Annotated in this window: 21 protein-coding genes, 1 tRNA gene and 1 other RNA gene; 9 read left to right on the plus strand and 14 right to left on the minus strand. The window is 67.0% G+C overall.

Features of this window, described 5'->3' with window-relative positions:
- Positions 1-15 precede the first annotated feature (15 nt).
- Together NNI01S_RS07665 and ffs are read right to left on the minus strand one after the other, a co-directional pair.
- A complete protein-coding gene (locus NNI01S_RS07665; RefSeq protein ID WP_063018971.1) occupies positions 16-1,305 on the minus strand; it encodes an aspartate aminotransferase type Ic in 1,290 nt (429 codons plus the stop codon).
- Positions 1,306-1,529: 224 nt separating this feature from the next.
- An RNA gene (gene ffs, locus NNI01S_RS07670) (signal recognition particle sRNA small type) lies at positions 1,530-1,624 on the minus strand.
- A gap of 127 nt (positions 1,625-1,751) precedes the next feature.
- On the opposite strand from ffs, the gene NNI01S_RS07675 reads away from it, so the two are divergent.
- Positions 1,752-1,839 (plus strand) — tRNA-Ser (locus NNI01S_RS07675).
- Between the two features lie 104 nt (positions 1,840-1,943).
- Here NNI01S_RS07675 and NNI01S_RS07680 read toward each other — a convergent pair.
- Positions 1,944-2,567 (minus strand): hypothetical protein, encoded by a 624-nt coding sequence (locus NNI01S_RS07680; protein ID WP_063018973.1) that lies wholly within the window; start codon positions 2,565-2,567, stop codon positions 1,944-1,946.
- Between the two features lie 117 nt (positions 2,568-2,684).
- Between NNI01S_RS07680 and NNI01S_RS07685 the strand changes: the two genes are divergently transcribed.
- Both NNI01S_RS07685 and NNI01S_RS07690 read left to right on the plus strand, forming a co-directional pair.
- The gene (locus NNI01S_RS07685) at positions 2,685-3,020 is read left to right on the plus strand and encodes a hypothetical protein (RefSeq protein ID WP_245676018.1); all 336 of its coding nucleotides are present in this window, start codon (positions 2,685-2,687) and stop codon (positions 3,018-3,020) included.
- Positions 3,021-3,120: 100 nt separating this feature from the next.
- The gene (locus NNI01S_RS07690) at positions 3,121-3,759 is read left to right on the plus strand and encodes a hypothetical protein (RefSeq protein ID WP_157114641.1); all 639 of its coding nucleotides are present in this window, start codon (positions 3,121-3,123) and stop codon (positions 3,757-3,759) included.
- Between the two features lie 4 nt (positions 3,760-3,763).
- Here NNI01S_RS07690 and NNI01S_RS07695 read toward each other — a convergent pair whose 3' ends face one another.
- On the minus strand, positions 3,764-5,485 hold the full coding sequence (locus tag NNI01S_RS07695) for a WS/DGAT/MGAT family O-acyltransferase (protein WP_157114642.1): 1,722 nt from the start codon (positions 5,483-5,485) through the stop codon (positions 3,764-3,766).
- A 163-nt stretch (positions 5,486-5,648) separates the two neighbouring features.
- Here NNI01S_RS07695 and qcrB point away from each other — a divergent pair, with 163 nt between their 5' ends.
- Positions 5,649-7,289, plus strand: a complete 1,641-nt coding sequence (qcrB, locus tag NNI01S_RS07700; protein WP_063018981.1) for a cytochrome bc1 complex cytochrome b subunit — start codon at positions 5,649-5,651, stop codon at positions 7,287-7,289.
- Positions 7,290-7,384: 95 nt separating this feature from the next.
- On the opposite strand, the gene NNI01S_RS33300 is transcribed toward qcrB, so the two are convergent.
- On the minus strand, positions 7,385-7,594 hold the full coding sequence (locus NNI01S_RS33300; RefSeq protein ID WP_084488613.1) for a DUF397 domain-containing protein: 210 nt from the start codon (positions 7,592-7,594) through the stop codon (positions 7,385-7,387).
- Between the two features lie 423 nt (positions 7,595-8,017).
- Here NNI01S_RS33300 and NNI01S_RS07705 point away from each other — a divergent pair, with 423 nt between their 5' ends.
- Genes NNI01S_RS07705 through NNI01S_RS07715 form a run of 3 tightly spaced genes read left to right on the plus strand, consistent with a single transcriptional unit; the run spans position 8,018 to position 10,203 of the window.
- Positions 8,018-8,500, plus strand: coding sequence for a DUF309 domain-containing protein (locus NNI01S_RS07705; protein ID WP_063018983.1), 483 nt, complete (start codon positions 8,018-8,020; stop codon positions 8,498-8,500).
- A 55-nt stretch (positions 8,501-8,555) separates the two neighbouring features.
- Positions 8,556-9,473, plus strand: coding sequence for a tRNA glutamyl-Q(34) synthetase GluQRS (gene gluQRS, locus NNI01S_RS07710; protein WP_063018984.1), 918 nt, complete (start codon positions 8,556-8,558; stop codon positions 9,471-9,473).
- A gap of 46 nt (positions 9,474-9,519) precedes the next feature.
- Positions 9,520-10,203, plus strand: a complete 684-nt coding sequence (locus NNI01S_RS07715) for an RDD family protein (RefSeq protein WP_063018985.1) — start codon at positions 9,520-9,522, stop codon at positions 10,201-10,203.
- Between the two features lie 75 nt (positions 10,204-10,278).
- On the opposite strand, the gene NNI01S_RS07720 is transcribed toward NNI01S_RS07715, so the two are convergent.
- On the minus strand, positions 10,279-10,797 hold the full coding sequence (locus NNI01S_RS07720) for a DUF4190 domain-containing protein (protein WP_063018986.1): 519 nt from the start codon (positions 10,795-10,797) through the stop codon (positions 10,279-10,281).
- A gap of 29 nt (positions 10,798-10,826) precedes the next feature.
- On the opposite strand from NNI01S_RS07720, the gene NNI01S_RS07725 reads away from it, so the two are divergent.
- Positions 10,827-11,606, plus strand: a complete 780-nt coding sequence (locus NNI01S_RS07725) for a queuosine precursor transporter (protein WP_157114643.1) — start codon at positions 10,827-10,829, stop codon at positions 11,604-11,606.
- A 115-nt stretch (positions 11,607-11,721) separates the two neighbouring features.
- On the opposite strand, the gene tgt is transcribed toward NNI01S_RS07725, so the two are convergent.
- The gene (gene tgt / locus NNI01S_RS07730; RefSeq protein ID WP_063018987.1) at positions 11,722-12,957 is read right to left on the minus strand and encodes a tRNA guanosine(34) transglycosylase Tgt; all 1,236 of its coding nucleotides are present in this window, start codon (positions 12,955-12,957) and stop codon (positions 11,722-11,724) included.
- A 69-nt stretch (positions 12,958-13,026) separates the two neighbouring features.
- Positions 13,027-13,494: a MarR family winged helix-turn-helix transcriptional regulator gene (locus NNI01S_RS07735; protein WP_063018989.1), complete on the minus strand. Its 468-nt coding sequence runs from the start codon at positions 13,492-13,494 to the stop codon at positions 13,027-13,029.
- 62 nt (positions 13,495-13,556) lie between these two features.
- Between NNI01S_RS07735 and NNI01S_RS07740 the strand changes: the two genes are divergently transcribed.
- Positions 13,557-14,063: an SgcJ/EcaC family oxidoreductase gene (locus NNI01S_RS07740; RefSeq protein ID WP_063018991.1), complete on the plus strand. Its 507-nt coding sequence runs from the start codon at positions 13,557-13,559 to the stop codon at positions 14,061-14,063.
- Between the two features lie 75 nt (positions 14,064-14,138).
- Here the strand turns inward: NNI01S_RS07740 and NNI01S_RS07745 are convergent, their stop codons facing one another.
- The 6 genes from NNI01S_RS07745 to NNI01S_RS07770 form a co-directional block, all read right to left on the minus strand.
- Positions 14,139-15,023, minus strand: a complete 885-nt coding sequence (locus tag NNI01S_RS07745; RefSeq protein WP_063019405.1) for an alpha/beta fold hydrolase — start codon at positions 15,021-15,023, stop codon at positions 14,139-14,141.
- A 21-nt stretch (positions 15,024-15,044) separates the two neighbouring features.
- Positions 15,045-15,635: a TetR/AcrR family transcriptional regulator gene (locus NNI01S_RS07750; protein ID WP_245676019.1), complete on the minus strand. Its 591-nt coding sequence runs from the start codon at positions 15,633-15,635 to the stop codon at positions 15,045-15,047.
- A gap of 247 nt (positions 15,636-15,882) precedes the next feature.
- Positions 15,883-17,787, minus strand: coding sequence for an ABC transporter ATP-binding protein (locus NNI01S_RS07755; protein ID WP_063018995.1), 1,905 nt, complete (start codon positions 17,785-17,787; stop codon positions 15,883-15,885).
- On the minus strand, positions 17,784-19,517 hold the full coding sequence (locus NNI01S_RS07760) for an ABC transporter ATP-binding protein (protein ID WP_063018997.1): 1,734 nt from the start codon (positions 19,515-19,517) through the stop codon (positions 17,784-17,786). Before NNI01S_RS07760 ends, NNI01S_RS07755 begins: the two co-directional genes overlap by 4 nt.
- 87 nt (positions 19,518-19,604) lie before the next feature.
- Positions 19,605-20,108: an RrF2 family transcriptional regulator gene (locus NNI01S_RS07765; protein ID WP_063018999.1), complete on the minus strand. Its 504-nt coding sequence runs from the start codon at positions 20,106-20,108 to the stop codon at positions 19,605-19,607.
- 36 nt (positions 20,109-20,144) lie between these two features.
- Positions 20,145-20,735 (minus strand): TetR/AcrR family transcriptional regulator, encoded by a 591-nt coding sequence (locus NNI01S_RS07770; protein WP_063019000.1) that lies wholly within the window; start codon positions 20,733-20,735, stop codon positions 20,145-20,147.
- Positions 20,736-20,883: the final 148 nt, after the last annotated feature.

Consider the following 20,883-nt stretch of genomic DNA (forward strand, 5'->3'; position numbering starts at 1 on the left):
CTCCGGGTCCGCCTGCTACTTGCCGAGCATCTTCTCGGTGGCCGCCAGCAGCACGCAAGTGGCCAGGCCGTCCATCGCCTTCTCCAGCTCGGGCAGCTTGGGGAAGCTCGGGGCGATGCGGATGTTCTTGTCTTCCGGGTCGTTCCGGTAGGGGAAGGCGGAACCGGCCGCGGTGAGCGCGATGCCCGCTTCCTTCGCGAGCGCGATCACCCGCGCCGCGGTGCCCTCCAGCACGTCCAGGCTGATGAAGTAGCCGCCCTTCGGCTCGGTCCAGGACGCCACCTTGGACGCGCCGAGGCGATCCTCCAAGATCTTCAGCACCAAGGCGAACTTCGGCTCCAGGATGGCGCGGTGCTTCTGCATGTGCGCGCGCACGCCGTCCGCATCGCGGAAGAAACGCAGGTGGCGCAGCTGATTGATCTTGTCCGGACCGATGCTCTTCTTGGAGGCGTGGCTCAGGTACCACTCCAGGTTCGCGGTAGAACCGCCGATGAAGCTGACGCCCGCGCCCGCGAAGGTGATCTTCGAGGTCGAGGCGAATACCAACGGGCGGTTCGGATGCCCGGCCGCCGCGGCCAGGCCGAGCACATCGATCACCGGGGCGGCGGTGTCGGTGAGCGGGTGCACCGCGTACGCGTTGTCCCAGAACAGCCGGAAGTCCGGCGCTGCGGCGGGCATCGAAACGAGCTCGCGGACAACGTCTTCGGAGAAGACGACACCGGTCGGATTGGAGTAGTTCGGCACGGCCCACAAACCCTTGATCTGCGGGTCGTTCGCCAGTAGCTCGGCGATGGCGTGGGTGTCCGGGCCGTCGTGGCGCATCGGGATCGGAATCATCTCGAAGCCGAGCGCCTCGGTGATCGCGAAGTGCCGGTCGTAACCGGGCGCCGGACACAGGAACTTCAGGGTGTCCTCGGCCGCCCAGCGCCGCTCGGAATCGTTGGTGCCGTACAGCATCGCGAAGCTGATCACGTCGTGCATCAGCTCCAGGCTGGCGTTGTTGCCCGCGAGCAGGTTGTCCACCGGGATGCCGAGCAGCTCGCCGAAGATCGCGCGCAGTTCCGGGAGACCGTGCAGGCCACCGTAGTTACGGCAGTCGGTGCCGGTGCCGTCGCGGAAATCCCCGTCGCCGGGCAGGTGCAGCAGCGCGGCGGACAGGTCGAGTTGTTCCGGCGAAGGTTTCCCCCGGGTCAGGTCCAGCGTGAGCTTCTCGGTCTTGAGCGTCGCGTAGTTCGCGGTCTGGGTATCGTGCTCGAGCACGAGCTCCTCATGGCTCATCAAACCGATCTGCGTTTGCCGGGGCATCCTGGGCAGCCTTTCAAGCAGCGAGGGGACGATGGTCTGGCCGGACCGAAGGTCGGCGGCCGAACTGTTGTCCGTGCAGACGCACGTGCATCCGCGGACGGTGTTCACGTTACCCGTGCGGTGGCCGGAATTGGAGGCGTTATCCGAGGGCGGGAAGCGACCGGACCGGTCCCCTCAACGGCCCGCACCGGCCGGGGGAAGCGAGACACCCGCGCGAACCTTTGATAAGGGGACCCCGCGCACCCGGCAGAGCCCGTTGACCCTTGCTGCCTTCCGGCCCTGGGGGAGTTCACAGGATGCGCGCCGCGCGGGATCCGTCGGCCAGTGTAGCGGCTCCCGCCCGCAACGCCATCCTCCGGGTCCACGACACTCCTCGACCAGGCACTTCACCCCTTCTGCCGGACCTATTTGGCGACGGGCCGGGGGCTACCGGTATGCTGCTCCACGGAGGATTCGCCTAGTGGCCTATGGCGCTCGCCTGGAACGCGGGTTGGGTTAACGCCCTCAGGGGTTCAAATCCCCTATCCTCCGCCACGAAAGGCCGGGTCCGGAGCAGTTCGCCGCTCCGGACCCAGCCTTTTGACAACAACGGGTTGCCGTCCGAACCCGCGCGGTCCGGACGGCGATGATGTCCCGGTCTACATCTCCAGCTTTTCCAGCATCCAACTGCCGAGGGCGTACATGTCGTCAGCGGGAATGGCGCGCGTGTAGTGCAGCGGTGGGGTTACCCAGCGGATCCGACGCCAACCGATGGATGCACGGATGACCCATCCACCGTATTCGCGGCGAGAATTCCACTGGAGTTTCCTGGTGTAGCCGGGCGGGCGGGAGATACTCCGGAATCGGAGGTACACGGTTTGCCGCAACCAGAGCCAGCGAGTCGACCATGTGACAGGGCCGCTACTGATATAGAGCAGCTTCACGGCGTCAACCCAGCACGGGACGATGGTGGGCGCGGTGTCCTTACGGACCTCGTTCGCCCCGGTGTCCCAGGTAGCCCGCATGACGATCTTGCCCTGCCACATGCCGGGGACGCAGTCCAACGCCATCGTGGCGACGTGAAGCGTCGGTTTGGGGATCTGGGTGACAACGACGTGGTCACCCTTCGGCTTCGGGTTGCTGGTGCCCGACCGATGCCATAACTGCAACTCGATGCGGAACTCGACCGGGGCGGGGTCGAATTGCGGGAGCGGATGCGGCCGCTCGTTGCCGCGACAGCATAGGAGCACATCTGCATGGTGCGTATCGGCGTCACCGGGCATATGAATATCACAGAAGCCACAGCACCGTTGGTGTACGAGGCGGTGCGAGCGCTGCTGGACGAGCACGCTCCGAGCGAACTGGTCGGAGTGAGTTGTATTGCGCGCGGTTCCGATTCGGTGTTCGCGCGGGCGGTGCTCGACGCCGGTGGGCGGCTGGAAGTGATGTTGCCGTCCCGGGACTACCGCGAGCGGAAGGTGAAACCGGATCACGCCGAACTGTTCGACGAGCTCGTGAAGAACGCGGCCGAGGTGCGTGTGATGGATTTCGACGACGCGGACCGTGCAGCGTACGAAGCAGCCAACGATGCCGTGGTGGGGTCGGTCGATCGACTGATCGCCGTGTGGGATGGCGATGCCGGGCAGAAGGCGGGCACCGGGACGGTAGTCGAACTCGCACGTGCACGTGGTGTGCCGGTCGATGTCGTATGGCCGGAAGGCGCCGCACGGGACTGACGCCGGTCCACCGTTCGGAATGCCTCTCGAGTAGCCGGAGGAGCCGGATTCGCCCGATCTAGACTGTGCGACTTCCCATTCCGATGGAATGATCGTCCCCGTGACTCAGTGGCTCCCGCTCATCGGTTCTCTTGTCGTCGGCATTGCGGTATTGGTCGGCGCGCTGGTCAACAACCGCGCCAATCGGGCGGCGGTGACCGCCGCGGATGAGCGGAATCGGGTCACGTTGGACGCGGCGCAGCGCAACGTGGAGTTGACGAACGCGGCGGCGGAGCGGCGGGAGCTCGACAAGTGGCGGCGGGAATCGGTGCTGGCGGCGGTCTCGGCGGTGCTGGCCATCTCGAGCGACGTCCGCCGGGAGTTGTTGCACTGCGATCGCTGGGAAGCGGAAGAACTGGATGAACTCGAGGCGGAGGTCAGGCATGCCGTCACCGGCTCGCGGGATTTCATCAGCACCTTGCGCGTCGTGGCGCACCGCAAGATCCCCAATCGCTGCGAGGACCTGATGCGGACGCTCACCGCGGCGCTGAACATCAGCCTGCAACGCCGCCGGATCGAACTCGACGGCGAGGCCACCGCCGAAGAGATCACCGAGATCCAGGCGCTGTGGTCGCGGGCGATCGAGAACACCGTCGAGGAGGAACGCTCGGTCATCGCCGTCACCCGGCTCGAACTGGAGATCAAGATCTCCGCCGAGGTCCATCAGTCCACGCCGCAGCCGGCCCTCGTCCGCGCGTGACCCGTCACGCCGGAGCGGAGCCGAGCCCTGCGCGCCGCGCTTCGAGCAGCGCGGCTCGGAGGTGTGCGGCGTAGGCGTCGAGGTCCGGCAGGACCGCGGGATCGGCGTGCAAAGAGATAGTGACGGTGTCGCCCAGGCCGTGCACCCCGTGGGTGAGATGCATGACGGAGCCGAGAGCGGGGAACCCGGCGGTGAAGCGCACGGCGCCGCCGCCGAAGGACAGGTCGGCCGGTCCGCGGTCGACGCTGGAGACGACGGTGTGCCCCGCGATCGAGTCGGGCACGGTGTCGAGGGGATAGCGGTCCACGTCCCGGCGCAGCATGAAGGCGGGAACCGTCGCCGTGACCCGGTCCTGCGCCGACAGCAGCGGATGCCGCGCGCGGACGCGCCGGTCGGCGAGCGCGGCGGCGATCTTGTCGGCGCGCAGGCGAAGATCGGGTTCGTCGACGAAGAGGTCGACGCCGAGGCTGCGATAGTTGTTGCGGGGACCGGTTGCCTGGGCAAGGGCCATCGGGACCTGCGCACCGAGACGCCCCACCGGCTCGCCCCGGTCGGCCAGGTAGCGGGCGAGCGCCAGCGACACCGCGGTCAGGACGACGACCGTGACCGTCCGACCGGGCACGCGCAAGTCGTCGGCCGCGAACACCAGCATCCGGGCTTCGTGCCGCGAAATCGCCTGCTCCGCTCCTCGATTCAGCACGCTCGGCGGGAAACCAGGTCCGGGCGGCGGCAATTCGCCTGCCTCCGTCAACGCCGCCAGCCGCTGTTGAGCTCGGAACGCCTGGTAGCCACGCAGCACGGTCGTGGCCAGCCGAGCCGGAACGCGAAGGAGACCGACAGCCGAATCGACCAGCACTCTCGCCGCGGGCGCGCTCCCGCACATCGCATCCGCGAGGGTCCGCAAACGCATTGCCGCCGCGCCGACCCGCCCCCGCACCGACGACACACTCGCCGGCATCGCATCACCGACGGCGCCCCTGCCTACTAACGCCGAACCGTTGCGCACTTCGGCCGACGACCCGCTCGCCGACACCGTGTCCCCCTCTCGGGCAACTGCGGTCCAGCCGCCCCCTTGCGGATCAGCGATTTCCCCTGGCGCGGATACCACCGCAACCGTTCGATCACTCGGCGCGCTCCGCGCTCTGCCACCCGAACTCGCAGCACCAACGGCATCGGTGGTGTGGTCACCTCCAGCCGGTACCTCACCGGAGACCGCCCACCCAGCACGGCCTTCCTCCTCGACCCGGTGATTCCCCGTCCCGCCGAACAACGCACGCGCGATCGCCGAGGCCCGTCGCCCATCCGCCAGCGCATGGGATATCTGGAGCACCACCACCAGCGCAGGTTCACCTCCCTGCCCTGGCGCATCGGCGATCGCGCGGAAGACGTGCAGCCGCCATGGGTGTACGGCGGCGTCGACGCCGGTGCCGAGCAGATCGCCCAGCACGTGCAGCAGATGGGCCCAATTACGCTCTGCCAGTCCATGTTCCACGAATTGCTCGGCAATGAATTCACCGCGTACCCAGCGCGGGTAATCGATGTCCGCGGGCAGTTCGCGCAGCCGGACCCGTAGGTCCGCGATCCGCGCGCTGCGTTCGGCGACGGCGGCGCGCAGTTCCTCGGTGGGCACTCCGCGATCGGCGAAGCAATACAGCAGAAAAAGGTCGTTGCGCGTGCGTTCGGACAGCCAATACATCGTCGCGTCCTGCGGTGCCATCGCGCTCACAAGTAAAACGATATCGACTCGGATTCGTCGGTGCCCGACGAGCCCTGGGCAATGTGAATGATCTTGTTCCACATATCACCGGAAAACGGCATCGATTCCGGCACCTAGCTCTGCTACCGTCTGTAGTAGAACGGATTCCACTCACCCAGGCGGGGTGTCGGCCATGGCTATAGATCTAGCACGCACAATTGCCAACCAAGCCGATGAGGCGGACGAACGGTATAAGGCCGCGGCGTTCGTGAAGCGGTCGATCAACAAGGTCTTCCCGACGCACTGGTCGTTCCTGCTCGGCGAGATCGCGCTCTACAGCTTCATCATCCTGCTGCTGTCGGGCGTCTACCTGACCCTGTTCTTCGACCCCTCCATGACGGAGGTCGTCTACGACGGCGCCTACCAGCCGCTGCGCGGGGTGACCATGTCGCGAGCGTACGAGACGGCGCTCGATCTGTCGTTCGAAGTGCGGGGCGGCCTGTTCGTGCGACAGGTGCACCACTGGGCGGCGCTGCTGTTCGCGGCGTCGATCATCATCCACCTGTTCCGGATCTTCTTCACCGGCGCGTTCCGCAAGCCGCGTGAGGCGAACTGGGTGATCGGCTCGCTGCTGCTGATCCTGGCGATGTTCGAAGGCTTCTTCGGCTACTCGCTGCCCGACGACCTGCTCTCCGGCACCGGCCTGCGGGCCGCGTTCTCGGGCATCACGATCTCCATCCCGATCATCGGCACCTGGATGCACTGGCTGATGTTCGGCGGCGACTTCCCGGGCGAGATCATCATCCCCCGCTTGTATGTGGCGCACGTGTTGCTGTTCCCAGGCATCATCCTGGCATTGATCGCCGCGCACGTGGCGCTGGTGTGGTACCAGAAGCACACCCAGTTCCCCGGCCCCGGCCGCACGGAGAACAACGTGGTGGGCGCGCGCATCGTGCCGGTGTTCGCCGCCGACCAGGGCGCGTTCTTCGCCTTCACCCTCGGCATCGTGGGCATCATGGGCGGTCTCTTCCAGATCAACCCGATCTGGAACCTGGGTCCGTACAACCCGTCGCAGGTGTCGGCGGGTTCGCAGCCGGACATGTACATGATGTGGACCGACGGCATGGCCCGGTTGATGCCGCCGTGGGAGCTGTACCTGGGCCGCTACACCGTGCCCGCGGTGTTCTGGGTCGCCGTGATCATGGGATTGGTCTTCGCCCTGCTCATCGCCTACCCGTGGATCGAGAAACGGCTCACCGGTGACCGAAGCGCACACCACAACCTGCTGCAACGCCCTCGCGACGTGCCCGTACGCACGGCGATCGGCGCGATGGCGATCGCGTTCTACGTGGTGCTGACGCTGTCGTGCGTCAACGACATCATCGCGTACAAGTTCGACATCTCGCTGAACGCGACGACCTGGGCGGGCCGCATCGGCATCCTGGTCGCGCCACCGCTGGCCTACTTCCTGGCCTACCGCATCTGCCTGGGTCTGCAGCGCAGCGACCGCTCGGTGCTCGAGCACGGCGTGGAGACCGGCGTGATCAAGCGCTTGCCGCACGGTGAGTACATCGAGGTGCACCAGCCGCTCGGCCCGGTGGACGCGCATGGCCACCCCCTCCCGCTGGAGTACCAGGGCGCCCCCGTGCCGAAGAAGATGAGCAAGCTGGGTGCGGCGGGCAAGCCGGGCACCGGCAGCTTCCTGCGCGCGGATCCGCGCGAGGAGAGCGTGCGGCACTTCGAGATCGAGCACGAAGAGGAACGCAGGCAGCTCACCGTGCTGCGCAAGGTCCAGAACCGGGCGAACGGCAACGGAAACGGCTCCGCCCACTGAGGATTCGCCGGGCACCCCGTCCGGAAAACCGCGAAGGCCCCGAGTCCGTGCGACCCGGGGCCCGCTTTGCCTTGTTCAGGCGAATCCGGAGCGGTTCAGCCGCGCCGGAACTCTCCCGTCGAGACCCCCACTAGGAATGCATCCCACTCGCCCGGCGCAAACGCCAAGACCGGGCCACTCCCACTGTCCTTGGTGTCACGAACCGCGACATTGCCGTCGACGAGAAAAGCGACTTCCACACAGGCTCCATCCGGACCGCTGTATGTGCTCTTGCGCCATACAGCGCCCGTCCAATCAACCTCCACGGCACTAGCTCCTTTGCTGCGTCGGAAGCGAGATTTCTCCTGACATCGTTCCAGCTAGCATCGGCACCCGACTGGTAAGCCGAATCCCGTGATGCACCCCTCACCGGAGCACACTTTCCCGGTGCGTCGATATCGCACATCGAGTTCGAGAGGAAATTAACCTCGCGCGGGGCCTGTCCCCGCGCGGTAACACTAGCAGGTCCTTCGAAAGTTTGCCTGCCTCTTGCCTATTCAATCATCGCAAACACACACGTTTGTGAAGCAAGGGAGTTGCGGGAGCATTGCCAGCCCTCGGCATTCATTCCACACACTGGCGTACCACAATGTTTTTAACGGATGTGATTGCTCTGTTATCAGCCGACAATTCACATCCCGCGGCAGGCCGCGTCGACGGCCGCGCAGCCGCCGTGCATGATGGAACCTATGGTCGAACGCGATCGCGACGATGCAGGTCGCGCCCGTAATGCCCGTCCGCGCGACCGCCTCGGGCGCCCGCTGCCTCCCGGCAGCACCGGAGTTGCCCGAATTCCGGACGATCTCGATCTTCCACCCCAGCAAACCTTGACCTTCGCCCAGCAACTGCTGGACGACGGACTTGCATTCAATGCGCACGAGGTTTTAGAGGCCGCATGGAAGAACGGGCCGTTCGCCGAGCGGATGCTGTGGCAGGCGCTCGCACAGTTCGCTGTCGGGCTGACCCACATACAACGCGGAAATCCGAAGGGTGCGCGTACACTGCTCGGCCGCGCGGTGTCGCGGTTGACGGCATTCCGGCCGGCGGACGGACGGGCGCCCTACGATATCGACCTCCCCGGATTGGTCGCCCATGCCGAGGCGCTGCTGGCCACCCTGGACGCGGGCGCCGAACCGGCGGAGGCCGCGCTGCGGCCACGTCTGCGCCGTTGACGTCCCGCTTCTACCATGGCCGACGTGCGCACCTCATCGTCCTTCAGCCGAGCCCGTGCCTGAGCCGGGTGCGGGCCGGTACGCGCCGAGCCCGTCCGGGGACCTGCACCTGGGTAATCTCCGCACGGCGCTGCTGGCCTGGGCCTTCGCTCGCTCCACCGGCCGCGGATTCCGGCTCCGGATCGACGATCTGGACCGGGTGCGTCCCGGCGCCGAGCAGCGGCAGCTGAACGACCTGGCAGCGATCGGCGTGCACTGGGACGAACCCGTGGTGCGCCAATCCGATCGGCTGCCGCGGTACGAGGCGGCCATCGAACGCCTCACCGCGGCCGGGCGCACGTACGAATGCTTCTGCACTCGAAGGGAAATACAGAAAGCCGCGACGGCGCCGCACGGGCCGATGGGCGCCTACCCCGGCACCTGCCGCGCACTGAGCGACGCCCAGCGGGCCCGGCTGCGCGCCGAGGGCCGCCCGGCCGCGTTGCGCCTGCGCGCCACGACCACCGAATTCGAGGTGCACGACGAGCTGCACGGGCGCTACCGGGGCCCGGTCGACGACGTCGTGCTGCGCCGTGGCGACGGCATCCCCGCCTACAACCTCGCCGTCGTGGTGGACGACGCGGCACAGGGCGTCGACCAGGTGGTGCGCGGCGACGACCTGCTGCCCTCGACCCCACGGCAGGCATACCTGGCCACGCTGCTCGGTCTGCCGGTACCGCACTACGCCCACGTGCCGCTGGTGCTCAACGCGCAGGGGCGCCGACTGGCGAAACGGGATGGGGCGGTGACACTCCGCGAACAATTGGCTCTCGGCAACACGCCGGAGGAAGTAGTCTCGGCACTGGCCGCTTCGCTCGGCTTCACCGCGACATCGTCGTCCGAGCTACTCGCGCGTTTCGACGCCCGGCGGCTGCCCCGCGAACCGTGGATACTCGACGTCCATGGGTTGTTGCGAAGCAGCCCATGTCCGTAACGTACGCATCGTCCAACTACTGATCAATCGACGAGGACAAACAACTATGACAAGCGGTGGGTACGACCCCAACCAGTATCCTCAGGGCGGGCAGCCGTACGGGCAGCCGTACCCGCAGGGGGGCGACCAGTACGGGCAGCAGCCCCAGTACGGCCAGCAGGCTCAGTACGGGCAGCAGCCGCAATACGGCCAGCAGCAGCAGCCCCAGTACGGGCAGCAGCCGCAATACGGCCAGCAGCAGCAGCCCCAGTACGGGCAGGATCCCTACGGTCAGTACCCGCAGCAGCCCGGGTTCAACAACTACGGCGGCCAGCCGGGTGACCTCGGCACCCGCATCGGCGCCCGCGTCATCGACGCGATCATCCTGTACATCCCCTACTTCATCCTGTACATCCTGGTCGACAACTCGCTGGGCCTGACCATCGGTCTCGGCCTGGTGTGGACCTTGGTGCAGCTCGGTTACTTCGTCGGCATGGAGACCTCGCAGGGCACCACGCTCGGCAAGAAGATCCTCGGCCTGAAGGTGCTCGCCCCCGGCGGCGCCGCCAAGATCGACCCGGTCACCTCGCTGAAGCGCAACATCTTCATCGCGGCGAGCATCATCCCGTGCGTCGGCGGCCTCATCTCGCTGGTCCTGGCGATCTACATCATGGTCACCATCTCGCAGGACCCGAACAAGCAGGGCTGGCACGACAAGTTCGCCGGCGGCACACAGGTCGTCAAGGCCTGATCGCCAAGGCGGCACCAACGCGCAGGGGGCGCACCCGAATCGGGTGCGCCCCCTGTTGGTTTCCCGGCCGGGCCGCTACGCGCTGGTCGCCCCCGCGATGATCACGACGACGAACCACAGGATGCCGAGCACGATCGCGCCGACGCCGATCCAGATGCCGGCGAGCGCCATGCCGCGCCCTTCCTGGCCACTCTGCTTGATCTGGTTGAGGGCGACCGCGCCGAGGATGATGCCGACGATCGAGCCGAGCCCGCATGTGACGAACCCGACCAGCGACGAGATCAGCGCACCGATCGCCATGCCGTTGGTGCCCTGCGCCGGGACCCCGTAGGGCTGATACGGAGTCTGGTAGCCGTAACTCGGCTGGGGATACGGCTGCGCCGGCTGTTGATAGGACGGGTACTGCGGCTGCGGAGGCGGCGTCATCGGCTGCGAGGGCGGCTGGACCGGGTATTGCGGCGCCGACGGGTAGCCCGACGGCTGCTGCTCCGGGCTCGGATACTGCGGGACCGAACTCTGGCCACCGGACTCCGGCGACACGCCTTGGCCGCCGTACTGCTTCCACCACTCGTCGGAATCGCCGGGATTCGTCATTGCTACAGCGTATTCCACAACCTGGTTGGATGATGCGGGTGAGTGAGTCGAAAACCACGCAAGAGCACGGCGGGCCTGGACGCCCCGCGGACCATGCGGCATTTGCCCAGGTCGCGCGGGGGTACTACGCACCGATCGTGGCCCTGTTCACTGCGACATTGATCATTTCCAACATCTGCGCCACCAAGGGGGTGGAGTTCCTCGGCGATCGGTCGGTGTCGCTGGGACCGCTGCAAGTCCTGCCGATCGCCACCGATGGCGCCTTCTTCCTGTTCCCCCTGGCCTACATCCTCGGCGACGTACTGAGCGAGGTGTACGGCTTCCGCGCCACTCGCCGCGCCATCTACTACGGCTTCGCCGCGCTGCTGCTCACGGTGGCGTGCTTCGCCATCGCGATCCGGCTGCCCTCCGCGAGCTTCTACGAGAACCAGGAGGCGTTCCGAACCGTCCTCGGGACGACGCCGCGGCTGGTCCTCGCGGGCCTGGCCGGGTACTTCGTGGGCCAGCTGCTGAATTCCGCGACGCTGGTGCTGATCAAGGAGCGGACGAAGGAAAAATACCTGTGGGCCAGGCTCATCGGATCGACCATCGTCGGCGAGTTCGCCGACACCCTCATCTTCTGCTCGATCGCCGCGGGCGCCATCGGCATCGACACCTGGCAGCAGTTCGTCAACTACGTGATCATCGGCTTCCTCTGGAAGACCCTCTGCGAGGTGGTCGTGCTCCCGATCACCTACCGGGTGATCGCGTGGCTCAAGAAGCACGAACCCAGTTACGCGCCGACCGGAGCGGATCCGCTGCGCGCCTGACGAAGTTCCCGACGAAGCCGCGGAGGGCGCGGGCCACGGAAGAAGACCGAAGACGCTGTTGCGGCCACCGGTCGTCCGTACGGCCCGCGCCCTCCGTCGTCCGGTACCGGCAGAATCAGACAGAGTTCTTCCAGCGCCCCAGGGTCTCGGCTTTGTGCTCGTCGAAGTAGCCGCCTTCGATGCTGTCGCGGATGCGATCGACCAGGCGGACCGTGAATCGCTCGTTGTGAATCGTGCACAGCGTGGCGGCGAGCATCTCCTTGGCCTTGAACAGGTGATGCAGGTAGGCACGGGTGTAGTTGGCGCAGGTGTAGCAGTCGCAGTGCTCGTCGATGGGGGTGAAGTCGCGACGGAAACGGCTGGTGTTGATGTTGAACCGGCCGGTGTCGACGTAGATGGCGGCGTTGCGCGCGACCCGCGACGGGTTCACGCAGTCGAAGGTGTCCGCGCCGTTCTCGATGGCGCTGAAGACGTCCTCCGGCTCACTGATGCCGAGCATGTGCCGCGGTTTGTCCTCGGGCAGCTCATCACAGCACCAGCCGACGATGGCGCCCAGGTTGTGCTTCTCCAGCGCGCCGCCGATGCCGTAGCCGTCGAATCCCGTTCCCGCGCTTCCGCGTATCGATTCGAGCCCGCGGCATGCCTTCCGGCGCAGGTCCTCGTACTGGGCGCCCTGGATGACGGCGAACAGCGCCTGGTACGGACGGTGCGCGCGGGCGGTGGTCAGCCGCTCGTGCTCGTCGATGCAGCGCTGCGCCCACTCGTGTGTGCGCTGGACCGATCGCTCCTGGTAGGAACGGGTGTTGAGCAGCGTGGTGAGCTCGTCGAAGGCGAACATGATGTCGGCGCCGAGCTGGTGCTGGATGCCCATGGACACCTCGGGCGTGAACCGGTGCGTGGAGCCGTCGAGGTGGGAGCGGAACGTCACGCCGTCGTCGTCCACGGTGGCCAGCCGCTCCTTGCCGGGCGCGATCACGTCGTCGCTGCGTACGTCGACCGCCTCCATCGCCAGCACCTTCTTGAACCCGACGCCCAGTGACATCACCTGGAATCCGCCGCTGTCGGTGAAGGTCGGCCCACGCCAGTTCATGAACGCGCCGAGCCCGCCTGCCTCGTCCACGATGTCGGCGCCGGGCTGCAGGTAGAGGTGGTAGGCGTTGGCCAGCAGCGCCTGGGCGCCGAGTTCCCGCATGGTCTCCGGCAGCACCGCCTTGACCGTCGCCTTGGTGCCCACCGGGATGAACGCGGGCGTGGCGATCGGCCCGTGCGGCGTGGCGATCACACCGGACCGGCCGTGCCGCCCGTCCAGGCGAGTACCGACGGTGAAGGAGAACGATTCGGGACCGGACACCCCGCTATCCTCGCAGTTCGGCGCCCGCCGCCCGAACCAGGCCACCGCTCGCCGGTCCCGAAGGCGCGGTCATCCAGGTTTCCCGGCGCGCGACACCCGCTCGGTTTCGGCTTGGTGCACCGCCAGCGCGGTGCGCAAGAAGTCGAGCGCGGTGCGCAGTTCGACGGTGTCGAAACGCAGGAGAGCCTGGGCCCCGGCCACCCCCACCGGCTCGAAGATCTCTCGCGCGACTTCCCTCGCTCGCGTGGTGCCTTCGATCAGTATCCGCCGCCGATTGCCGGGATCTTGCGCCCGAGTGACGAAACCGGCTCGCACCAGCCGGTCGACGACAGTAGTGGTGGCGGCGGGGCTCAGTCGCAGCGCGGCACTGAGCTCCCCCGCCGCCAGCGGCCCACGCGCCAGCACGATGTCCAGGCAGCGCAGGTCGGTGCGGTTCAAGCCCAGGCGCACGGCGGCGGCCTCGTCGAACGCGTCGAAGCTCTGCTGCAGCAGCCGCAATTGCTGGGCGATCTCGGCGATCAGCTCATCTTTCGACATTCGAAACTTTCTGCTATCGTATATTTCGACAATCGAATCATAGCATCGGAAGGTACTCAGCCATGAACGCGACGCTCGATCAGCACCGCACCGACGAGAGCGCCCTGCGCAGCCTGTTCGACGACCTCATGCGGACCTGGACCGCCAACGACGCCACGGCCTACGCAGCCCTGTTCACCGAGGACTCGGACTACGTCTCCTACGACGGCACCCGGGCCATCGGTCGCGCCGAGCACCGGGACAACCACGACAAGCTCTTCCGCGGCGTCCTGGCCGGGTCGGCACTGGTCGGTGAACTCGAGTCGATCCGCTTCCTCGCCCCGGACGTCGCGATCGTGCACGGCACCGCCTCGGTCCTGATGCCATGGCGTTCCCACCTGCCCGAGCGCCGCCGGTCCCGCCAGACCCTGGTGACCTTGCGCACCGGCCAGGGCTGGAAGATCACCGCGCTGCACAACGGCCGCGTCCGCCCGGTGCGAATCCCTGAGCCGGACTCCTTCCCATCGAGGATGTCCCAGCTCATGGCCCGCCTGGCTCACAGCCTCGGCTTCGGTCGCAAACGGGCCTGAGCGCTGCCGGGCTTCGTTCGCGTAACCGGCCACTCGGCAGCGGCCAGCCCTTCCCGTGGGGTGCTCTGCGGGAAGTCAATCCCGTCCGCGCGCCGACAGTTCGCGGATGAAGCGAGCTATCTCTTCGGGTTTCTCCTCTGCCATGAAGTGACCGGCCTCGATCGGCTCGTAGGTCAGGTCAGGTGCCCATGCTCGCCACAGCGCCGCGGCGTCGAAGCCGAGCCGCGCACCCCAGTCCTGGGAGATCACGCTCACCGGCATCCGTAATTGCCTTCCCGCGTCTCGATCTTCGCGGTCCATGCTCAGGTCGATGCCCGCGGTAGCGCGGTAGTCGGCGACGATGGAGTGCACGGCCCGGACGGAGCTGTCGATGTAGTGCCGTCGCACTTCCGGGGTGAAGGTCGCGCCATCGGTGTCCCACGCGTCGAGGAACGAGGCGAAGAACTCGTCCGCCACCGCTGTGATCATCTTCTCCGGCAGCCCGACCGGCTGGGCCATCAGATAGAGGTGCCAGGCGACTTTCGCTTCCACGCCGCGCAATACGCCCCAGGTGTCGAGGGTGGGCAGCACGTCGAGGATTCCGAGGTACCGCACCACGGCCGGGTGATCGAGTCCGGCGCGGACACCGACGAGAGCGCCCCGATCGTGGCCCACCAGACCGAACCTGCCATGACCGAGAGCACCGGCTACCCGCACGATGTCGTTGGCCATGGTCCGCTTGGAGTACGTATGCGGACTGCCCTCCGGCGGCTTGCCGCTTTCGCCATAGCCGCGCAGGTCCGGAACGATGACCGTGCACTCCTCGGCAAGCCGCGGAGCTACTTCGCGCCACATGTAATGCGTCTGCGGAAAGCCGTGGAGCAGGACGACCGCCGGGCCCGTCCCGCCTACTGCGACGTTCAGCTCGACGCCTTGCTCACCAGGTAGCTTCCGATAGTCGAATCCATCGATCATGGGCATGGTCACGGTTTCCTTCGCTGGTCAGAGGTTCGATTCGGGGGCCGGTCGGCCCGAGAAGATGCCGGCGGGGAGCGAGCGTGGCCGGGGGGAGGTCGCCCGCAGGGCGGGGATGAGGACGGCGTCGACGAGCGACCCGAGGTAGTCGTCGCCGGTCTCGAGCCCGTTCAGCCGCCGCAGCAGGAGTACCGCTCCGGCCACCTCCTCGAACGGAAAGGGATCGACATCGGCGGGCAGCTCGTCGCGGAGGATGGCGGACTCGATCACAGAGGCGGGCAATCGGGCGCCGGTCGGACCGACGGCCTCCTCGATCGCGTCGCAGAGCTCGGGATCCTCGAGGCCTGATTGCAGCAGCAACAGCGCGGTCCGGCCGTCCGTCGAGCGCATCGTCGTGATCAGTCGTCGACACAACGCGATCAGGTCACCGCGCAGGCTCCCCGTATCGATGTCATCGGGGTCCTCGCGCCGAGCCGGGCCCGCCTTCAAAGCGGCGACCACCATCTCCCGCTTCGACTTCCATCGCCGATAGAGAGTGGCCTTCGACGCGCTCGCCCGACGGGCGACCTCTTCGAAGGTGACGCCTTCATAGCCCCGCTCGACCAGGAGTGCGTTCACCACCTCGAGGATCTCGCTCTCGCGTGCGTCATCACGAGGGCGACCTCCGCGATGCGCCCCTCGGTCCGGGTTGAGATACGACACGTTTCGTATCGTATCTCCTCGCTGCGGCTGATGTCACTCCAGCCCGAGCGAAGCGCCGCCCCTGGCGACGACGAAACCCTTCGCAGTGCCGCGGTCCCGACTCGACGCGCCCCGGCCGACGCCGACATCCTTCGACCGAAGCGCGCCGTTGGCGCTGCGAGACCTACACAGCGCCGGCGAACTGCGCGTTGTACAGGCGGTAGTACGCGCCTCGCTCCTCGAGCAGGCGTTCGTGCGAGCCGTGTTCCACGATCCGGCCTGCCTCCATGACGACGATCAGGTCGGCGTCGCGGATGGTGGAAAGACGGTGAGCGATGACGAAACTGGTCCGGTCGCGGCGCAGCGCGGCGGTGGCGTGCTGCACCAGGAGCTCGGTGCGGGTGTCCACCGAGCTGGTCGCCTCGTCCAGGATGAGGATGGACGGCTTGGCCAGGAACGCCCGCGCGATGGTGATCAGCTGTTTCTCGCCTGCGCTGACGCCGGAGCCCTCCTCGTCGATGACCGTGTCATAGCCGTCTGGCAAGGCGTGCACGAAACGGTCGACGTAGGCGGCGCGCGCCGCGGCGAGGATCTCTTCTTCGCTCGCGTTCGGGTTGCCGTAGGCGATGTTCTCCCGGATCGTGCCGCGGAACAGCCACGTGTCCTGCAGGACCATGCCGATGCGCGAACGCAGGTGATCTCGGGTGATCTCGGTGATGTCGACCCCGTCGATGGTGATCGTGCCCGCGTCCAGTTCGTAGAACCGCATGAGCAGGTTCACCAGCGTGGTCTTTCCCGCACCGGTGGGGCCGACGATGGCGACCACATGCCCGGGATCGGCCACCAGGGACAGCCGCTCGATCACCGGCTTGTCGGGTTCGTAGCGGAACGAGACGGCCTCGAACTCCACCCGGCCCCGGTCGACCGGGCGCGCGTCGGCCATCACCGGGTCCGGGCTCTGCTCCTCGGCGTCGAGGATCTCGAAAATCCGCTCGGCCGAGGCGACGCCGGACTGCAGCAGGTTGGCCATCGCCCCGAGCTGGGTCAGCGGCTGGCTGAACTGGCGGGAGTACTGGATGAACGCCTGCACTTCGCCGAGCGAGAGACTGCCGGTGGCCACTTTGAGCCCACCGACGAGGGCGACCAGCACGAAATTCACGTTCCCGAGGAACATGATCGCGGGCATGATCAGGCCGGAGATGAACTGCGCTTTGAAGCTGGCCTGGTAGAGCTCCTCGTTGCGCTGATCGAATTCCTTACCGACCTCGCGGTTGCGGCCGAACGCGGTGACCACCTCATGTCCGGAGTAGGCCTCCTCGACCTGGGCGTTCACCAGGCCGGTGTACTTCCACTGGTTGACGAAGTGCGGCTTGGACCTCTTCGCGATCTGCGCGGTGACCACGATGGCGGCCGGCACGGTGAGCAGCGCGATCACCGCCAGCTGCCAGGAGATCCAGAACATCATGACCAGGATGCCGAGCACCGAGAACACCGAGATGAGCAGCTGGCTCATGGTCTGCTGCAGACTCTGGGAGACGTTGTCGACGTCGTTGGTCACCCGGCTGAGCACGTCGCCGCGCGGCGCGGAATCGAAGTAGCGCAACGGAAGCCGGTGGATCTTGTCCTCGACCTCGCTGCGCAGCCGCTTCACCGTCCGATTGATCACGACGTTGAGCAGGTAGCCCTGCAACCAGCCGAAGACCGCCGCGCCGATGTACAGCAGCAGCACCACGGTGAGCACCCGGCCGACCGCGCCGAAGTCCACCCCGACGCCGGGCACCACGTCCATGGCGCTCAGCATGTCGGCGAAGGTGTTGTCGCCCTTGGCCCGCAGAGCTTCGATCGCCTGGTCCTTGGACACGCCCGGCGGCAGCTGTTTGCCGACCACGCCGTCGAAGACCAAGTTGGTCGCCTTGCCGAGGATGTACGGGCCGATGGTGTTCAGCACCACCGAGACGATCACCAGCGCGACGATCAGCCCGACCTGTAACCGCTCCGGCGCGAGCCTGCGCAGCAGCCGTTTCAGCGAGGGTCCGAACGATTTCGCCTTGGTGCCCGGCGCGCCGGGGGTGGGCATTCCGGGTCTCATCGCGCCTCCTCGGCACTCAGTTGCGACTCGACGATCTCCCGGTACTCCGAGCAATCCCGCAGGAGCTGCTCATGGGTGCCGATGCCCGCCACCGCACCGTCCTCGAGTACCACGATCTGATCCGCGTCCCGGATCGTGGCGATGCGCTGCGCGACGATGAGGACCGACGCGTCCGCGGTCTCCGGCTTCAGCGCCTCGCGCAATCTGGCGTCGGTCGCGACGTCGAGCGCGGAGAACGAGTCGTCGAACAGGTACACCCTCGGCTTCTTCACCAGGGCTCGCGCGATGGCCAACCGCTGGCGCTGACCACCGGAGACGGTGGTGCCGCCCTGGGCAACGGGTGTCTGCAGCCCCTCCGGCATCTCCCGGACGAAATCGGCGGCCTGCGCGATCTCCAGCGCGCGCCAGAGTTCCTCGTCGGTGGCGTGCGGATCACCGTAGCGCAGATTGCTCGCGATCGTGCCGGAGAAGAGGTACGCCTTCTGCGGCACGAGGCCGATCTGCGCACGCAAGACCTCCAGGTCGATGTGGCGAACGTCGGTGCCGCCGACGTAGACCGCGCCGTCGGTGACGTCCATCAGCCGGGGGATGAGGTTGATCAGCGTGGTCTTCCCTGCGCCGGTGGAGCCCACGATCGCGGTGGTGGTGCCGGGCCGCACCTGGAACCGGATGGCTTTCAGCACCGGCTTTTCCGCTCCGGGAAAGGCGAACTCGGCGAACTGGATGTCCACGACGGCCGGGTCGTCGGTGAACGGTTGCGGCAGGCGCGGCGGATGGACGGAGGACTCGGTGTCGAGCACCTCGCCGATCCGGTCGGCGGAGACCGCGGCGCGCGGCGCCATCATGGCCAGGAACGAGGCCATCATCACGGCCATCAGGATCTGCATGATGTAGGACAGCATCGCGGTGAGCGAGCCGATCTGCATGTGCCCGGCGTCGATCGCCCGCCCGCCGAACCAGATCACCGCCACGGCGGTGACATTGCTGATCAGCATGACCGTGGGAAACATCAGCGCCATCAACCGGCCGACCCGGAGCGCGGTGTCGGTGAGTTCGGTGTTGGCCAGTCCGAACCGCCAGGTCTCCTGCCGTTCCCGCACGAACGCGCGCACCACGCGGATACCGGTGATCTGCTCGCGCAGTACCCGATTCACCTCGTCGATCCTGGCCTGCATGTCGCGGAAGCCGGGCACCATCTTGGAGATCAGCACGCCCATCGACAGTCCCAGCGCGGGCACCGCGATCAGCAGCAGCCAGGACAGGCCGAGATCCTCGCGCAACGCCATGATGATGCCGCCCACGCACATGATCGGCGCCATCACCAGGATGGTCGCCGACATCACGATGAGCAGCTGCACCTGCTGAATGTCGTTGGTGTTGCGCGTGATCAGCGACGGCGCGCCGAACATGCCCACTTCGCGCGCGGAGAACGTGCCGACCCGGTGCAGCAGCGCGCCGCGCAGGTCGCGGCCCGCGCCCATGGCCGCCTGCGCGCCGAGATAGACCGAAGCGGCCGACGCGACGATCTGCACGCCGGTGACGGCGAGCATCCACAAGCCGGTGGTCCAGATGTAGCCGATATCACCTTTGGTGACGCCGTCGTCGATCAGGTCCGCGTTCAGGCTCGGCAGATACAGCATCGCGATGACGGAAATCAGCTGAAGCACAACGACCCCCGCCAGCTGGGCGCGGTAAGGGTACAGATGCGAGCGGAGGAGTCTGATCAGCATGATGAATCGCAGGCTACCGGCTGTCGGCGCGACGCGTCGTGGAGATTTCTGACCTGCATGGATGGTCTCCCGTGGGGATCGACGGTGTCAGCGGCGCGCCCAGGCGCCCGGGTCTTCGGTGAGCGCCTCGACGAATCCGGGCAGCCGATCGCTCGCGATGTCGGCGATGGTGACGTTCTCCAGCACGGCGCGGATGTTGACCCGCAGCGCGATCCACACCCGCTGCAACGGCTCGGCCGCGCCGGAGTAGCGGACGTCCTCGGGGCGCGCGCCGCGCACGGAGGCGAGGGGGCCCTCGATCGCGCGGATCACGTCGGCGATGGAGATGTCGGCGGCGGGCCTGGCCAGCCAATAGCCGCCGTCCGGACCGCGCCTGCTGATCACCAGTTCGGCTCGGCGCAGCTCACCGAGCACGGACTCGAGCACCTTGGGCGGGATCCGCTGGGCGGTGGCGATCGCTTCGGCCTTGACCACCGGCGCGGCCTGTACGAGAGGTGCGCCGAGTCCGACCACGGACTGATCCAGCCGCGGCGCACTGGCGATCTCGAGCAGCGTCCGCACCGCGTAATCGACCTTCGCGGTGATGTGCACAGCGACGACTCCTGGCCTCGTGGGGATAGCTCGAATCTACGCGCCGCCGCCTGCCAGCACGCAGGTCGCGGCATCCAGCAGTGACGATTCCACCAGCGAATCGTCCGCGCCGGGCACGAGTTCCTTGGACACCAGCGCCACCCCGATCACCTCGAGCGCGGCGCAGGCGCGCAACTGCGCCTCCTCGGTGGCGTCCGGCCCGGCCAGCCATTCGCGCAGCGCCTGGCTCGCGTCCATCAGATCCGGATAGCGGTCGGCCATGGCGTTGATGATCGCGACGGTGTCGCGCACGACCAGCGCCCCGGCGTCACGGTGATGAATCAGGCCGCGCAGATACGTCCGCAGGACCTGGCGGATGCTCTCGGCGTCGTGCGGCACCTGGTCGAGATCGTCCACCACCGAACGCATGTGATCGACGATCGGGTCGATGATCGCCAATAGCAGATCGAGCTTCGACGCGTAGTGATAGTAGAGCGACGCCTTTGTGATTCCTACCGCATCCGCGACCTCACGCAGGCTGGTCTGTTCGAATCCTTTGGCTCCGAACAGCTTCACCGCAGCGTCCCGAATCGCGCTTTTAGTGCCTCCACCTGCGGCGACAGCGCCGGGTGTGTCACGCACAGCCATTGGATGATCCTCTCATCACCTTCGCATCGAGCGAACGTCGCCCGCAGAATAGAGGTTGTACCTCCGCTTAGCTCCTGGGTAGTCTACCTACCGCACGGTAGGCAGAAAGCGTCAGTGGAGGCGGAGGCAGGCAGGGCACCCCCGCGAG

This window comes from Nocardia niwae NBRC 108934 = DSM 45340 (genome assembly GCF_001613465.1).
GTDB classification, from domain to species: Bacteria; Actinomycetota; Actinomycetes; order Mycobacteriales; family Mycobacteriaceae; genus Nocardia; species Nocardia niwae.